The organism is Pseudomonas caspiana (assembly GCF_002158995.1).
Classification (GTDB): Bacteria; Pseudomonadota; Gammaproteobacteria; order Pseudomonadales; family Pseudomonadaceae; genus Aquipseudomonas; species Aquipseudomonas caspiana.
In genome coordinates, this window is record NZ_LOHF01000002.1 from 56744 (window position 1) to 72258 (window position 15515).

13 protein-coding genes are annotated in these 15515 nt (G+C 54.7%); 4 read left to right on the forward strand and 9 right to left on the reverse strand.

Annotated elements, in window-relative coordinates; genetic code table 11:
* Positions 1-63: 63 nt before the first annotated feature.
* Entirely contained in the window at positions 64-909 is an 846-nt protein-coding gene (locus AUC60_RS02600; protein WP_087264547.1) for a PD-(D/E)XK nuclease domain-containing protein, read from the forward strand.
* A gap of 287 nt (positions 910-1196) precedes the next feature.
* On the opposite strand, the gene AUC60_RS02605 is transcribed toward AUC60_RS02600, so the two are convergent.
* From AUC60_RS02605 to AUC60_RS02630, 6 genes are all read right to left on the reverse strand, one after another.
* On the reverse strand, positions 1197-1757 hold the full coding sequence (locus AUC60_RS02605) for a hypothetical protein (protein WP_087264548.1): 561 nt from the start codon (positions 1755-1757) through the stop codon (positions 1197-1199).
* A 347-nt stretch (positions 1758-2104) separates the two neighbouring features.
* Entirely contained in the window at positions 2105-3316 is a 1212-nt protein-coding gene (locus tag AUC60_RS02610) for a tyrosine-type recombinase/integrase (RefSeq protein ID WP_087264941.1), read from the reverse strand.
* Between the two features lie 306 nt (positions 3317-3622).
* Entirely contained in the window at positions 3623-5200 is a 1578-nt protein-coding gene (guaA, locus tag AUC60_RS02615) for a glutamine-hydrolyzing GMP synthase (RefSeq protein ID WP_087264549.1), read from the reverse strand.
* A gap of 105 nt (positions 5201-5305) precedes the next feature.
* Positions 5306-6775, reverse strand: a complete 1470-nt coding sequence (gene guaB, locus AUC60_RS02620) for an IMP dehydrogenase (RefSeq protein ID WP_087264550.1) — start codon at positions 6773-6775, stop codon at positions 5306-5308.
* Between the two features lie 94 nt (positions 6776-6869).
* The gene (locus tag AUC60_RS02625; RefSeq protein WP_087264551.1) at positions 6870-7418 is read right to left on the reverse strand and encodes a sugar ABC transporter ATPase; all 549 of its coding nucleotides are present in this window, start codon (positions 7416-7418) and stop codon (positions 6870-6872) included.
* Positions 7419-7486: 68 nt separating this feature from the next.
* Positions 7487-8266, reverse strand: a complete 780-nt coding sequence (locus AUC60_RS02630; RefSeq protein ID WP_087264552.1) for a sulfite exporter TauE/SafE family protein — start codon at positions 8264-8266, stop codon at positions 7487-7489.
* A gap of 127 nt (positions 8267-8393) precedes the next feature.
* On the opposite strand from AUC60_RS02630, the gene xseA reads away from it, so the two are divergent.
* From xseA to leuA, 3 genes are all read left to right on the forward strand, one after another.
* Positions 8394-9773, forward strand: coding sequence for an exodeoxyribonuclease VII large subunit (xseA, locus tag AUC60_RS02635; RefSeq protein WP_167384304.1), 1380 nt, complete (start codon positions 8394-8396; stop codon positions 9771-9773).
* Between the two features lie 6 nt (positions 9774-9779).
* Positions 9780-10616 carry a M23 family metallopeptidase gene (locus tag AUC60_RS02640; RefSeq protein ID WP_087264553.1) on the forward strand — a complete coding sequence of 279 codons (837 nt, stop codon included), beginning with the start codon at positions 9780-9782 and terminating at the stop codon, positions 10614-10616.
* Positions 10617-11003: 387 nt separating this feature from the next.
* Positions 11004-12674: a 2-isopropylmalate synthase gene (gene leuA, locus AUC60_RS02645; protein WP_087264554.1), complete on the forward strand. Its 1671-nt coding sequence runs from the start codon at positions 11004-11006 to the stop codon at positions 12672-12674.
* A 179-nt stretch (positions 12675-12853) separates the two neighbouring features.
* On the opposite strand, the gene AUC60_RS02650 is transcribed toward leuA, so the two are convergent.
* The 3 genes from AUC60_RS02650 to AUC60_RS02660 all read right to left on the reverse strand — a co-directional run bounded on the left by AUC60_RS02650 (position 12854) and on the right by AUC60_RS02660 (position 15333).
* Positions 12854-13276, reverse strand: a complete 423-nt coding sequence (locus AUC60_RS02650) for a hypothetical protein (RefSeq protein ID WP_087264555.1) — start codon at positions 13274-13276, stop codon at positions 12854-12856.
* A gap of 129 nt (positions 13277-13405) precedes the next feature.
* Complete coding sequence (locus AUC60_RS02655) at positions 13406-14197, reverse strand: amidohydrolase (protein WP_087264556.1); 792 nt, start codon at positions 14195-14197, stop codon at positions 13406-13408.
* On the reverse strand, positions 14185-15333 hold the full coding sequence (locus tag AUC60_RS02660; RefSeq protein WP_087264557.1) for a pyridoxal phosphate-dependent aminotransferase: 1149 nt from the start codon (positions 15331-15333) through the stop codon (positions 14185-14187). Before AUC60_RS02660 ends, AUC60_RS02655 begins: the two co-directional genes overlap by 13 nt.
* Positions 15334-15515 lie beyond the last annotated feature (182 nt).

Below are 15515 nucleotides of genomic sequence, written 5' to 3' on the forward strand. Positions count from 1 at the left end.
AGCGTCGTAAAATTCTTGAAACATGTCCCACAGCGTTATACACAACCTATCACGGAGCGCCCATTGGAATACTTAGAAAACCGCATAAAAAGATTAATGTCTGAATCCAGACAACTTGAAACAAGAGTCGCCTACCATCAAATCGACTGGAGCAACTGGACTCTAAATAAAGACCAAAATAATCCACCGCAGTATTTACTTGACGCGGACGACGAGTTCGTTAGACCTTTTCAGGAAACACTAGAGAGCATCTACCTAAACATCATCTGCTACTTAGACAATAAAAATCTAAATCACTATCTAAACACATACCTCCAAATATTTGGCAATAATCCGTCAAGTCTAAATTATCGAGATGAATTTGAGATAGATCATTATGGCTCGGGTGAGCCATACAGTGTATTCATAGCTAAAACGAGTAAATTCTTATCATCCTTTGAATTTACAGAATCAAGTGAAGATCAGTATGAAAGAATAACTGGACTACAATACCTCGAAACGATACTTAAAAATACAGCCGTCATCATTTCAAAAAACAAATTAGAACCAAAATCAGAGGTCGATGTATACAAAGCGGTAAAGTCAACCCTAAACGTCGTCTTTGCAAGCTCAAAATCCCCAAAGAGCAATTTTATAAAAACAGCCAAAGAATATTACCCAGACATATTAATCCCCGAGCTATATGCGGCCGTAGAATATAAATATGCTGCTGATGAACAGAAACTGAAATCTACAATCGAACAAATTGCGGCGGATGTGAAAGGCTATACTGGAGATAGTGACTATCGCGTTTTCTACGCTGTATTTTATGTAACAGAAGACTTCTGGGGACAGCAGAAATTTTCGAAAGCCTGGAACGACCAAAATTTCCCAAAAAACTGGATGCCGATATACGTTGTGGGAAAGTAATTATGGCAAATGACTAGACTCCCTGGGGCTTGAATCAAGCGCGAGACATGCGGATCGACAAAGAAGAGACCATAATCCCCTCTGGTCGTAGGCAGCCGTAAGGACTCTAGCTGGCAGTCCATACTGTCTTCTCCAGTAGCGATAGACTGGAAACGGCCGTTGCCACCTATGTAAAAGGTAGCAATCGGCCGACTAAATACAGTCAGCCCCCGCTCACTAACGGACCATAGCGAACGAAGAATTTATCGCGCTACCCACATGAAAGAGATCGACAACTGACATATCAATCAGTACTGAATAATCATTTTTCTATAAAAATGGGGATCGCTTAACGTAGAGCTAAACAAACAATCGACGAACTCGCCATTAGTCCCACCAAAACCATCATCCATGCCAGATATCACGAAGTAGCTTCTATAATTCTCATAGATCTCATAGTGCAAATCTTGAAAGAAGCCTATAAAGTTTACATCACAAAAACATTCAGAAAGGATTCTAGACTCATAGAATCTCATTCTCTTGGTACTGCCATCGCTATATCTATAGAGATCCTCTAAGCGATTCAATATATTATTCTCTACGATTTTTAGCTCATTTAACGATATGTCGTGCCTGCATTTAAATGCACAGAATAAATAATAATTCGGATTTCCTGAGCTGTAGGATCTAGATATTAGATCCCCCATGGTCAGACCTAGTTTTGCGAAACTAGGGTTGCTGGCGTCAGCACCCAAATAGAGCCATCCATCTCTTGACTCCATATCAAGCTTCGTCCTCTCCCAAACATACTCCATTTTGTAATCATCAAAGGTATCAATGTCTTCAATGGTTATTTTATCTTTTCTCAATTTCCCCACTCCCTGGCACGAAAAAACATAAAACCAGAAGCCTAAGAAGGCTTCTAAGAGATCATTCTTGGCCTGCGCATTATGACAGATGTATTTACCTTACGGCCATGAGACACGTCCCGCCGATTCTTATCAGCTGAAGCAGTATACACTTGGCATTGCATACGATGACGAATTGCTTTCGGTCGTTAGCAGTCAACCGTGAATTATTACTTTCACCCATCAGCCATACCTGTGACTGGTCATATCAAACGCAAATAACTAGTCGGCACCAATGAAAGCCGCTGCTTAAGCGCAGGGCAATTTTCCCCTAAGCGATTTGCTGGCATGAGAGATGACCATGCAGACTACCTATTCGTTTCTCGCAGTTTCTTAAGCGTCCATTCATCAATCATATCGGCCCAATCCTGCAACATCGCACGACGCTGATCCCGGTACTCGGCCTTGTTGTAAACGGCGCGCACGCCTTTCTGCTCGTGTGCGAGGCACTTCTCGATCCAGTCGGAGTTGTAGCCCTCCTCATGCAACAGCGTGCTGGCCGTGCGTCGTAGGTCGTGGGGACCGAACTTGCCTAGGGGCACCCCATCCTTTTGGGCAAGGCGATAGGTGAGCGTCAGTACATGATTGATCGTAGCGGCACTCATCGGCAAATCAGAGTCGTAGCGTGACGGCAAAACGTAGTCTGAACCTCCTGCCAAGGTTTTCAACGCAATGAAGAAGTCCAATGCCTGCTGGGACAGAAACACCAAATGAGGGTTACGTCGCTTCATCCGCTCTTTGGGGATCGTCCACAGCGCCTCGCTGAAATTGATCTCACCCCACGTTGCGTTGGTCAGCTCGCTCTTGCGCACCATCGTCAGCAGAAGGAGCTTTGCCGCAGCACGAACCGAAGTCGCGGTACCGATTCTGTCCATGTACTGGTACATCAGTGCGATTTCATCGGGCGTCAACGCACGGTCACGTGGCTCAAATTTCGCGATGCTGGCAGGCCATACCAGATCTGCCGGGTTTTCAACCTTCTGACCACGCTCAATGGCCCAACGGAAGACTTGCAGCATGATCTCCCGTGAATGGACGGCGGTTGCAGGGGAACCCCGCTCCACTATGGCATCCGTCAGCGCTCGCAGATCCTCATGGGTGATTTCGACCAGCTTCTGATTGCCAAACTTCGGCTTCAACTCACGCTCATAGACTGATCGACGCATGTCTCGCGTCGAGTCCGCCATCTGGTAACCGCGCAGCCATTTTTCAGCCCAAGCGTCAAAAGTCTCAGCACCCTTCGTGCGCGCCTTCGCACGCGCTTTCTCCTTTGCCGGAGACTTCCCAGCGGCGACCATCTTCTTCGCCTCCCCTAGCAGCCCGCGAGCCTCTGCCAGAGTGATTCCCCCTCCGCCATAACGACCGAAGGTGATGGTCTCCTGCCGACCGTTGATAAAGTAGTTGTAGCGAAAGGAGATTGAGCCGGCCGGGGTGACGGCCACGTACAAGCCGTCACGGTCAATCACCTTGTAGAGCTCGTCCTGGGGCTTGAGATTTCGAAGTTTGGTATCGGTGAGCATGGCTTCCACTATTTCCATGAAAAAATACCATGCTCCGAAAAGCGCGGAAAAATGGGGTCGACCCTCATTAAAACTGGGCCTTTAAGCCAACTCGATACCATGCCATCACTGAGGAAATGACATGGTATTGAGCTTAAAGCATGGAATTAGATGCAGTCAGTACCCCGTACCATGCCAAATAACCACAGTCCTTGGCGATGCACAAAGCTGCCAGAATTTGCCAGACCCAAAAAACCAAAAGCCCGCAATTAAGCGGGCTTCAGGGTATTTCTTACTAATCGATGCCGGACATTACCAGCCACCCAATCATTCCCACTCAATCGTCGCCGGTGGCTTGCTCGACACATCGTAGGTCACGCGGGAAATGCCTTCGATCTCGTTGATGATCCGGCCGCTGACGGTTTCCAGCAGCTCATAAGGCAGGTGCGCCCAACGTGCGGTCATGAAGTCGATGGTTTCCACGGCGCGCAGTGCAACGACCCATGCGTAACGACGGCCATCGCCGACCACGCCAACCGATTTGACGGGTTGGAACACTACAAATGCCTGGCTGACTTTGTGGTACCAGTCGGCTTTGCGCAGTTCTTCGATGAAGATGTGATCTGCGCGACGCAGCAGGTCGGCGTATTCCTTCTTCACTTCACCGAGGATCCGCACGCCCAGGCCTGGGCCCGGGAATGGGTGACGGTAAACCATGTCGTACGGCAGACCCAGTTCCAGGCCGAGGCGACGCACTTCGTCCTTGAACAGCTCACGCAGTGGCTCGACCAGTTTGAGGTTCATTTCTTCCGGCAGGCCGCCCACGTTGTGGTGCGACTTGATGACGTGAGCCTTGCCGCTTTTCGCGCCAGCCGACTCGATTACGTCCGGATAGATCGTGCCCTGAGCCAGGTACTTGATGTTGTCCAGCTTGCAGGATTCGGCATCGAACACATCGATGAAGGTGCGGCCGATGATCTTGCGCTTTTTCTCCGGATCGCTTTCGCCAGCCAGATTGTTCAGGAACTGGTCTTCAGCGTTGGCGCGGATGACCTTGACGCCCATGTTCTCGGCGAACATGGCCATGACCTGCTCGCCCTCGTGCAGACGCAGCAAGCCGTTGTCGACGAATACGCAGGTCAACTGGTCGCCAATTGCCTTATGCAGCAAAGCGGCAACAACAGAAGAGTCAACGCCGCCGGACAGGCCCAGCAATACGTTGTCAGTACCGACCTGAGCGCGAACCTGAGCGATGGCGTCTTCAGCAATCTTCGACGGTGTCCACAGTGCTTCGCAGCCGCAGATGTCGAGGATGAAGCGCGACAGGATGCGACCGCCCTGCTTGGTGTGGGTCACTTCCGGGTGGAACTGCACGCCGTAGTAACCGCGAGCGTCGTCTGCCATGCCGGCAATCGGGCAGCTCGGTGTGCTGGCCAGGATGTGGAACTCTTCTGGCAGCTTGGTGACTTTGTCACCGTGGCTCATCCATACGTCGAGGCCAAACAGGCCGTCGGCGTCGATGTGGTCTTCGATGCCATCGAGCAGACGGCTTTTGCCAACCACGTCAACGCGGGCGTAGCCGAACTCGCGCAGGTCAGAACCTGCAACCTTGCCGCCCAACTGCTCGGCCATGGTCTGCATGCCGTAGCAGATACCGAAAACCGGCACACCCAGGTCAAATACCGCTTGCGGGCAGCGTGGGCTGTTGGCTTCGTGTACGGACTCGGGACCGCCAGCGAGGATCACGCCTTTTGGAGCGAACTCACGAATGGCTTCGTCGTCCATGTCGAACGGGTGCAGCTCGCAGTAAACACCGATTTCACGCACGCGACGCGCGATCAACTGGGTGTACTGGGAACCGAAGTCGAGGATCAGGATACGGTGGGCGTGAATGTCGAGGGCCATGACTCATTCTCGTCAATAAACAGAAACGACACGGGGCTGCGTCAACAGCCCCGGCTATAAAATTCGTCGGGCTGCATCGTGGCGCAAACCACGATGCAATCCGGATCAACCAACGCGATAGTTCGGCGCTTCCTTGGTGATCTGCACGTCATGGACGTGGGATTCAGCCATACCGGCACCCGTGATACGCACGAATTCAGGCTTGGTGCGCATCTCTTCGATGTCAGCGCTGCCGGTGTAGCCCATGGAAGAACGCAGGCCGCCCATCAGTTGATGGATGATTGCGGTCAGCGAGCCTTTGTAGGCAACACGGCCTTCAATACCTTCCGGCACCAGTTTCTCGGCACCTTCGGACGAATCCTGGAAGTAGCGGTCGGACGAGCCCTGAGCCTGAGACATCGCACCCAGCGAACCCATACCGCGGTAAGCCTTGTAGGAGCGACCCTGGAACAGTTCGATTTCGCCTGGCGCTTCTTCAGTACCGGCAAACATCGAGCCCATCATCACGCAGGAAGCACCGGCAACGATGGCCTTGGACAGGTCACCGGAGAAACGGATACCGCCGTCGGCGATCAATGGAACGCCGGTGCCTTCAAGAGCAGAGGCGACGTTGGCGATAGCGCTGATTTGCGGCACACCAACACCAGCAACGATACGCGTGGTGCAGATCGAACCTGGGCCGATACCCACTTTGACTGCGTCAGCCCCAGCGGCAACCAGTGCCTTGGCAGCGGCGCCAGTGGCGATGTTGCCGCCGATGACCTGCACTTCCGGGAAGTTTTCTTTGACCCAGCGAACGCGATCAATTACACCTTTGGAGTGACCGTGAGCGGTGTCGACAACCACCACATCAACGCCCGCTGCAACCAGCGCAGTTACACGCTCACCAGTGTCTTTACCGGTGCCGACAGCTGCACCAACGCGCAGACGACCCTGGTCGTCCTTGCTGGCGAGCGGATATGCCTTGGCTTTTTCGATGTCCTTGACGGTCATCATGCCCTTGAGCGCGAAATTGGCGTCGACGATCAGGACTTTTTCAAGACGGTGCTTGTGCAGCAGTTCGCGCACTTCGTTCTTGTCAGCACCTTCGCGAACAGTGACCAGACGCTCTTTAGGCGTCATCACTTCGCGAACAGGAACATCCAGACGATTTTCAAAGCGTACGTCGCGGGACGTCACGATGCCGACCAGGTCGCCATTGTGCAGGACAGGTACACCAGAGATGTTGTGCTGACGGGTCAGTTCGAACAGATCACGAACCGTGGCATCAGCCTCGATGGTGATCGGGTCTTTTACGACACCGGCTTCGAACTTCTTGACCTTGCGGACTTCGGCAGCTTGCTGCTCGATGGTCATGTTCTTGTGGATAACACCGATACCGCCTTCCTGAGCCATGGCAATCGCCAGACGGGCTTCAGTCACGGTGTCCATGGCAGCGGAGACCAGCGGAATGTTCAATTCGATGCCACGGGTCAAACGGGTTTTCAGACTGACTTCGTTAGGAAGTACCTCGGAATAACCGGGCACAAGGAGAATGTCGTCGAAAGTAAGTGCTTCTTGGCTGATACGCAGCATCGCGGGGGCTCCCGAGCGGGAAATTGGAAGCGCGCCATTATACCCAGACACCCCCGTCGGCTCAATGTAAACCTTAGGCAATTATCACACAACGTTATAGCCGCACTTTGACGAAGGAAACCGGACGATCAAGACGTTCGGCGAAGTCATCCAGAAAGCTCTGCTTGAAGGAAGCATCGAGCCAGTCGTTGAAAATGAAACCCAGGTTCGAAAAGCCGCACGGCTGCAGGAACAGAAAGCCGTTTATGTCGTCTTCGTGACGGCATTCCGGGCAGATGAAGTTATCTGTGTGGCCGGGCATCCAGTCTTCAAGACTGTCGAACAGCGCTTCACCGATTTCCTTGCGGCACTCCGGACAACCGGCTTCTTCGGCGAAATCCTTCAGCGGTGTATAGATACAGCGCTTGGTGACAATTTCCAGACCATTCACTGGCTGACCAAATGGCAGCGCGTCAGGATTTTCGACGACTGCACGGGCGCCGGGCGCAATGGCGTAGGCCATTTTATTGTAGGTACGCCCGCAGGTGGTCAGCTCCGGTTCAACCACATTGAGCTTGACCAGCCAGCGCAGAATCAGACGCGCCCGAGCCTCACGGCCGGGGAAACCGGAAATCTGCGGGACAATAATGCTTTGGCTGTTCATGGTGATCTTTGGCTGAAGGGTTCGAGGGTCGGCAGCTTAAAGCCCCAGCGGCTCAGGTCAAGTCGGCATCAATGCGCAAAGTAGCGCCCGATCAGCACGATACCGCTGACCAGCACCAGCCACGTTACCAACCTGACGAACGTTTCCCGCGACATACGCAGGGTCAATCTCCGCCCTATCCAGGAGCCTAGCGCCATGGCGGGCAACAAGCACAACGCCAGAACCAGCAGGGGAATCTGCGCGTAAACCCCGGCCATCAGAAACAAGGTCAAGCGCACGATGGTACTGCAACTGATCAAAGCACTCTGTGTGGCCCGCACCTGCTCCTTGGACTCCAGCCGACTATTAAGGTAAATCGCGTACAGAAAGCCGCCACTTCCAAACAACGCACCAAACAGCCCGCCGACGGTGCCCATCGGTATCGCCCAGCCTGCGGCCAATTGAGCAGGCCTTGCTTTGACCGCAAGGCTATAAAGTGCATAACAGGTGATGAACACGCCCATTAATAATAGAAGCAGATCGGATTTCAGATTGAGCAGGAACACCACGCCAAGGCTGCAACCCACCGCCATGCACGGCAGCAAGCGCAGGAGTTCGGATTTAACCACCGACTGTCGTGAAGGCAGCAGATTGCCAAACGCGGCAATGAAATCCAGCAGCACTAATAAAGGAATGATCTGCGACAGCGGCATGAAGTTGATCAGGATCGGCCCGGCGACCAGGGCGGTGCCGAAGCCTGCAATGCCGAAGACGATGTATGCCGCGACAATACCCGACACGATGAACAGCCAGTTCAGGGGTGTAAAACCCAACTGGGTGAATGCTCCGATGAGGTCGATGCTTCCCATTGATCTTCTTCCTTGAACCTCGCCTGAATTTAATTCATTTCCTGTAGGAGCGCTGCTCGTACGTTCTACAGGGGCAGATGTATTTCCCGTCGTGCGCTTGTTGCGCATTGCCTTTATCATGCCCTCCATGATCAAAGACCCCTTCGCAAGACTCGGCCTCGACCGGGAAGTCCTTACTGTCAGCCAGCTCAACGGCCGTGCCCGGGTGTTGCTGGAGGATGTGTTCAGCAATATCTGGGTCGAGGGCGAAATCTCCAACCTGTCGCGCCCCGCTTCCGGTCATGTGTACTTCACCTTGAAGGACTCCGGTGCTCAGGTCCGTTGCGCACTGTTCCGGCAAAGCGCGGCGCGGGTTCGCCAGGCGCTGAAGGACGGTTTGCAGGTCAAGGTACGCGGCAAGGTCTCGCTGTTTGAAGGTCGCGGCGATTATCAGTTAATCCTCGACACCGTAGAACCTGCGGGAGATGGCGCGCTGAGACTGGCCTTCGATGCACTGAAAGAAAAGCTCAGCACCGAAGGACTGTTCAGCGCCGAGCGTAAAGTCGCCCTGCCCCTTCACCCGCAGCGTATCGGCATTATCAGCTCGCCGACCGGCGCTGTGATCCGCGACATCATCAGCGTCTTCCGTCGCCGCGCGCCTCAGGTGGAACTGACGCTGATCCCTACAGCGGTTCAGGGTCGTGAAGCCATCAACCAGATTGTTCGCGCTCTGAAGTTAGCGGACTCACGAGGTTTCGATGCGTTGATCCTGGCCCGTGGCGGTGGTTCGCTGGAGGACCTCTGGTGCTTCAACGAAGAAGCAGTGGCTCGCGCCATCGACTCCTGCGTTACGCCCATCGTCAGCGCCGTCGGCCATGAAACCGATGTGTCCATCAGTGACTTTGTGGCGGATGTTCGAGCCCCGACGCCCTCGGCCGCCGCGGAATTGTTGGCCCCCGACTCCAGCGACCTGCATCGCCGGGTGGATAACCTGCATCGTCGACTCGTCAGCCGTATAAAAGACAAGCTGATGCGCGAGCGCCTGCGTCTGGAAGGTGTTTCCCGCCGTTTGCGACACCCTGGCGAACGTCTGCGCCAGCAAGCGCAACGTCTGGACGATCTGGACATGCGCATGCGCCGGGCCTTCGAGCAGCAGACGCACAAAAGACAAGTCAGGCTGGCTCATCTGGAAAGCCGACTCGCCGCGCAGCACCCTGGTCGCACGCTGGCGTTCCTGCGCCAACGTCTGGACGTACTGGCCGAGCGCTTGCCCAAAGCCATGCGCGATGCGCTGAAAACCCGCCGTCTGCAATTGCAAACGCAAGTACAAACCCTGCAAGTGGTCAGTCCGCTGGCGACACTGGGTCGCGGCTACAGCATTTTGCTCGACGAGCGCGGCAACGCCATTCGCAACGCTGCGCAGACTCGTACCGGCCAGCGTCTGACCGCCCGACTCGGCGAAGGCGAACTGCAAGTGCGGGTGGAAGACAATCACCTGACGCCTGTCACCCTTTCTCTTCTGGATTGATTATTGATGCTGCGTTTTCTCGCCCCTGTGTTTGCTCTTTGCTTGTGCCTGCCCGCTCACGCTGACAGTTACATCACCCGCCTGTTGAACAAGCCTGTGCCCGGAGGCGTGGCAGTGGTTGATCTGGGTAATGCGGCTCAGGCGCCAACCGCCACGTACGACGGCAAACCGGTCCTGGTGGTCAAGGAACAGGGCGTCCGCTGGCTGGCTATTGTCGGCGTGCCATTAACGGCCAAGCCAGGCGCGCAGAAATTGATCGCGAAAGATGCCAGCGGCAATCGCACCCTTAACTTTGTCGTTGGCAACAAGAAGTACCCGGAACAACGCATCACCTTGAAAAATCAGCGTCAGGTCAATCCCAATCCGAATGACCTGAAGCGCATCGACGGCGAACTGGCCGAGCAGTTGAAGGCTTATCGCAGCTTCAGCCCCGGCACGCCGAGCAACCTGGCGCTGGACAAACCTGTGGCGGGCCCGCTCTCCAGCAAGTTCGGCGTACGCCGCTTCTTCAACGGTGAAGAGCGCAACCCGCATTCCGGCCTGGACTTTGCGGTCCCTGCAGGCACACCAATCAAGGCCCCGGCGGCAGGTAAAGTGATCCTGACCGGCAACTACTTCTTCAACGGCAACACTGTGTTTGTCGACCATGGCCAGGGCTTTATCAGCATGTTCTGCCACATGTCGAAGATCGACGTGAAAGTCGGCGATGCCGTGCCTCGTGGTGGCGTGGTGGGTCGCGTCGGCTCAACCGGCCGCGCAACAGGCCCGCACATGCACTGGAACGTTAGCCTGAATGATGCGCGGGTTGATCCGGCGATATTCATCGGTGCATTTCAGCCGTAATAATTTTCTGTAGGAGCTGCCGCAGGCTGCGAAGCGATTTTGTCTGTCACATCGTTTCGCAGCCTGCGGCAGCTCCTGCAAGGAAACGAACTTGCGCAATAAATAATCTGTTCAATAAAGATTCAAGCCATAAATAACCACTAACATTCGTTCACAGAGAACTTCTCTCAAATTTTTCCAACTGCTTGCCAACTTTCACCCTAATGGGTACGGTTGGCTTATGAAAACCTCTCAAACCCTCATTTTGTTGCGGCAACATCGCTGTCTCAGCCTGGTCAGTGCACGACTGCCAAGCTAGATCGATGTGCCTCACCCCGCCTCTCGCTTTATCGGTTGGCCGCCTTTTCCCGGCCCATAGAAAATAAGTACCCCAAAGGATTCGCGCTAATGCCAATGCTCAAAGATCCCTCGAAGAAGTACCGTGCTTTCCCGACCATTGATCTGCCTGACCGCACCTGGCCTTCCAAGACCATCACTGCGGCGCCGATCTGGTGCAGCTCGGACCTTCGTGACGGCAACCAATCGCTGATCGAGCCAATGGATGCGGTGAAGAAGCTGCGTTTCTGGAAGACCCTGGTCGCCGTCGGCGTGAAAGAAATCGAAGCATCGTTCCCAGCCGCATCGCAGACCGACTTTGACTTCGTACGTACGCTTATCGAAGACGGCCACATCCCGGACGACACCACTATCCAGGTGCTGACCCAGGGCCGTGAAGACCTGATTGCCCGCACCTTCGAATCTTTGCGCGGCGCGAAGAAGGCCATTGTCCACCTGTATAACGCCACCAGCCCATCGTTCCGCCGTATTGTCTTCAATCAGGACAAGGCTGGCGTAAAAGAAATCGCAGTGAGCGCGGCCAAACTGTTTGTGAAATACGCAGCAGAACAGCCTGAAACCCAGTGGACGTTCGAATACTCCCCGGAAACCTTCAGCGCCACTGAGCTCGACTTCGCCAAGGAAGTCTGCGACGCGGTCATCGAAGTCTGGAACGCGACGCCTGAGAACAAGGTCATCCTCAACCTGCCTGCCACGGTTGAAGTTGCTACCCCTAATATCTATGCCGACCAGATCGAATGGTTCTGCCGCAACATCAATCGTCGCGACAGCGTGATCATCAGCCTGCACACCCACAACGACCGTGGTACTGGCATCGCTGCCACCGAGCTGGGCTTGATGGCCGGTGCAGATCGTGTCGAAGGCTGCCTGTTCGGTAACGGCGAACGCACCGGTAACGTAGACCTGGTGACCGTAGCGCTGAACATGTACACCCAGGGTCTGGATCCACAGCTGGACTTCTCCGATATCGACGGCGTACGCAAAGTCGTTGAAGAGTGCAATCAGATTCCGGTTCACCCACGTGCACCATACGTCGGCGATCTGGTTCACACCGCGTTCTCTGGCTCGCACCAGGATGCAATCCGCAAAGGCTTCGCTCAGCAGAAAGACGACGCGCTGTGGGAAGTGCCGTATTTGCCGATCGACCCGGCTGATATCGGCCGCAGCTACGAGGCAGTCATCCGCGTCAACAGCCAGTCCGGCAAAGGCGGCATCACCTACTTGCTGGAACAGGAATACGGCATCTCTCTGCCGCGCCGCATGCAGATCGAGTTCAGCCAGGTGGTTCAAGGCGAAACTGATCGCCTGGGCCTGGAAATGAGTGCTCAGCAGATCTACGCGCTGTTCAAGCGTGAATACCTGCAAGCCAACAAGCCGTACGCGCTGATCAGCCACCGCCTGCAGGAAGAGAACAACACCAGTGCAGTGGACGCCGAAGTCAGCGTCAACGACGAAACCCAGCGCTGGAAAGGCAAAGGCAACGGTGCACTGGAAGCGCTGGTATCGAGCCTGCCAATCGGTGTGGAAATCATGGATTACAACGAGCATGCCATTGGCGCAGGCACCACCGCCAAAGCCGCTGCCTACATCGAGCTGCGTGTGAACGGTGATCGTGCGGTCCACGGCGTGGGTGTTGACGAAAACATCACCACAGCGAGCTTCAAGGCGCTGTTTAGTGCACTGAACCGTTCGCTGAGCCAGGCAGAAGCAAAGGCTGCCTGATTAACATGGATTGGTACTTGTAGGAGCGAACTTGTTCGCGAGGCGGATTTTCTGCTGACGCAGATCAGACGTCTCGCCAACCAATTGGCTCCGACATAAAGTGCTCATTCACAGGTTGCTCCAGGCAACAAAAAAGGCCCTGAAGTGAAAGCTTCAGGGCCTTTTTGTTTGTGCGAGGATCAGGCTGTAGTGCTTACAGTACCTTTCATCAGCGTCAGAAGCGCGCCTTGCAGCGTCGCCAACTGAGCCTGGGTTCCGGCTATCTGTTGCTGCAGAGACATGACCTGAAGAGCCTTTTCCTCTTCCGAGCCCTTACTGGCCTGAGCAGCCGCGAGTTGCTGTTGCTGCTGTAGAAGCTGTTTCTGGACTTCTTTGATCTGCTTTTGGATTTGCTCGATTTGCTCCTGGGCAGGACTCGCCGGAGCTGAGGCGCCCGCCTTGGCGCTTTCGCCGGTCTGGTAAACACTGTCACGAAGATTGACTTCAACCGAAGACGTCTCGCCAGTTTTGGTCTCAGCAGCCTTGGCGTCTGTATTAGTTTTGACGTTAGCAGTGAAGCTGCTGGAATACATGCCAAGCGAGCTTGTATTGATGGTGGTCATGGTCAACTCCTGGACTGATACAAGCGCTATCGGCCACCGTCGTCAGAACTTCAGTAAATACCTGAAACTTTTTGACACAAACAATCAAACGACCGATAGCAAAAGCGCTGCAACTGGTGTTGAACAGATTCAGAGAATCTCGAATGTGTCTGCATCGAGATGAGCCGGAAATTTTGTGCGGTAAGCCGCAAGATCCGCAGCATTCAACGTCACCTCGAAAACGCCATCGGCCTCCCCTGCGTTGAAAAGGCTCTCCCCCTGAAAGTCGAGTACCTGACTGTCGCCGGTATAAGCGAAGCCCTTACCATCAGTTCCAGTCCGGTTAACCGCCGCGACATAACACAGATTTTCGATTGCTCGCGCTGGCAACAGACGGTTCCAGTGCATACGTCGGGCACCCGGCCAGTTTGCGGTGTATAGCAGTAAGTCAGTGTGCTGGGCGTCACGACTCCAGACCGGAAAACGCAGGTCATAGCAAATCAGCGGACGTATACGCCAGCCCTTGAGTTCGAACTGCACTTGCCGCTCGCCGGGACTGTAATGCTCGTGCTCACCCGCCATGCGAAACAGATGGCGCTTGTCGTAATGCAGCAACTCACCATCCGGACGTGCCCACAAGAGTCGATTACGGTGACTGCCATCGGCGTCCTTGACGATGACGCTACCGGTAATCACGGCATCCAGCAGTCTTGCCTGCTCCAGCATCCACCTGGATGTCGGACCGCCCTCCGGCTCGGCGAGGGTCTCAGAGGCCATCGAAAAGCCCGTGGTAAACATTTCCGGCAGGATCACCAGGTCAGCGCCCTTGACCGACGCCAACAGCGAGGCGAAGTGTTCAAGATTGGCCTTGCGGTCGTGCCAGACCAATGAGGTCTGGACCAGCGCTACATTCAGGTTCGGCAGTTCACTCAAATCGCGCATAGTTTTTCCGCTGCCTGACGCAACGTCTCCTCACGCTTGGCGAAGCACAGCCGGATCAACCGCTGGCCTTCAGGTGGGTTTTGGTAAAACACCGAGACCGGGATACTCGCCACGCCATGCTCGCGAGTCATCCATAGCGACATCTCTACATCGTTGAGGTCCGGGCGGATCTGCGCATAGTTCACAAGCTGAAAATAAGTCCCGCCAACACGATCAAACGTGAAACGCGAGCCCTGCAGTTGGTCGCAGAAGAAATCACGCTTGGCCTGATAGAACCCAGGCAGCTCTTCAACATGTTCGGGGTGCTCAGCCATGAAGTCAGCCAGCGCCCATTGCAGCGGCGTGACACCACAAAAACTCACGTACTGGTGAACCTTGCGCAGTTCTGCGTTCAGTGCGGGCGGTGCCACCACGTAACCGGTCTTCCAGCCGGTCACGTGATAAGTCTTACCGAATGAACTGACCACAAAAGCACGCTGGTAAAGCTCTTCGTGACTCAGAATGCTGACGTGCTGTACGCCATCAAATACCAGATGCTCATAGACCTCGTCACTGACCAGGTAGATATCCCGATTAGCGATAAGTGCAGCCAGTTGATCGAGTTCGGCACGACTGATCAATGCGCCACTTGGGTTGTGAGGGCTATTGATAACGATCATCCGGGTCCGAGGACTCAGCGCATCGCGCAGCTTCTGCCAGTCGATGGAGAAGTCATTCAGGTCTAGCTGAACATGCACGCAGCGCCCGCCCGCCAACTCGACCGCAGGCTCATAGCTGTCATAGCAAGGGTCGAAGACGATGACTTCGTCTCCCGCGCGAATAACGGCCTGGATGGCACAGAAAATCGCTTGAGTAGCGCCCGGCGTAATAGTGATTTCAGTGTCGGAATTAACCTGGCGGCCGTAGCAGCGGGCTATTTTCGCCGCTACCTGTTGGCGCAACGCTGGCAGGCCGGTCATTGGCGCGTATTGGTTATGACCTTCAGCGACGTGACGGCTCAACGCATCGCGTAACGCTTGTGGGCCATCGAAATCGGGAAAACCCTGGGACAGGTTGATCGCGCCCGTTTCAGCTGCGAGCTGAGACATGACGGTAAAAATAGTGGTGCCAACATTGGGCAGCTTGCTGTCAATCATGGGGCCTTTTTTCCTGCTCTACGCCCGGCTCCACGGCGGCACGGGGTCAGGCAGAATAGCCCATAGCGCGCGCATAAAAAAAGGCGCTATTAGCGCCTTTTCTTGAGAAAGCTTTTTACACAATCCGCAGTACACGGTAGGACTGGCTTCAGCCGGGAGGGCGATATTCTTGACCCAGAAGA

Excerpts from the sequence above, each read along its gene's own strand:
- AUC60_RS02610 (WP_087264941.1), bottom strand. The coding sequence starts at position 3,316 with ATGCTCACCGATACCAAACTTCGAAATCTCAAGCCCCAGGACGAGCTC.
- guaA (WP_087264549.1), bottom strand. The coding sequence starts at position 5,200 with ATGGCCCTCGACATTCACGCCCACCGTATCCTGATCCTCGACTTCGGT.
- guaB (WP_087264550.1), bottom strand. The coding sequence starts at position 6,775 with ATGCTGCGTATCAGCCAAGAAGCACTTACTTTCGACGACATTCTCCTT.
- AUC60_RS02625 (WP_087264551.1), bottom strand. The coding sequence starts at position 7,418 with ATGAACAGCCAAAGCATTATTGTCCCGCAGATTTCCGGTTTCCCCGGC.
- AUC60_RS02630 (WP_087264552.1), bottom strand. The coding sequence starts at position 8,266 with ATGGGAAGCATCGACCTCATCGGAGCATTCACCCAGTTGGGTTTTACA.
- xseA (WP_167384304.1), top strand. The coding sequence starts at position 8,394 with ATGATCAAAGACCCCTTCGCAAGACTCGGCCTCGACCGGGAAGTCCTT.
- AUC60_RS02640 (WP_087264553.1), top strand. The coding sequence starts at position 9,780 with ATGCTGCGTTTTCTCGCCCCTGTGTTTGCTCTTTGCTTGTGCCTGCCC.
- leuA (WP_087264554.1), top strand. The coding sequence starts at position 11,004 with ATGCCAATGCTCAAAGATCCCTCGAAGAAGTACCGTGCTTTCCCGACC.
- AUC60_RS02650 (WP_087264555.1), bottom strand. The coding sequence starts at position 13,276 with ATGACCACCATCAATACAAGCTCGCTTGGCATGTATTCCAGCAGCTTC.
- AUC60_RS02655 (WP_087264556.1), bottom strand. The coding sequence starts at position 14,197 with ATGCGCGATTTGAGTGAACTGCCGAACCTGAATGTAGCGCTGGTCCAG.
- AUC60_RS02660 (WP_087264557.1), bottom strand. The coding sequence starts at position 15,333 with ATGATTGACAGCAAGCTGCCCAATGTTGGCACCACTATTTTTACCGTC.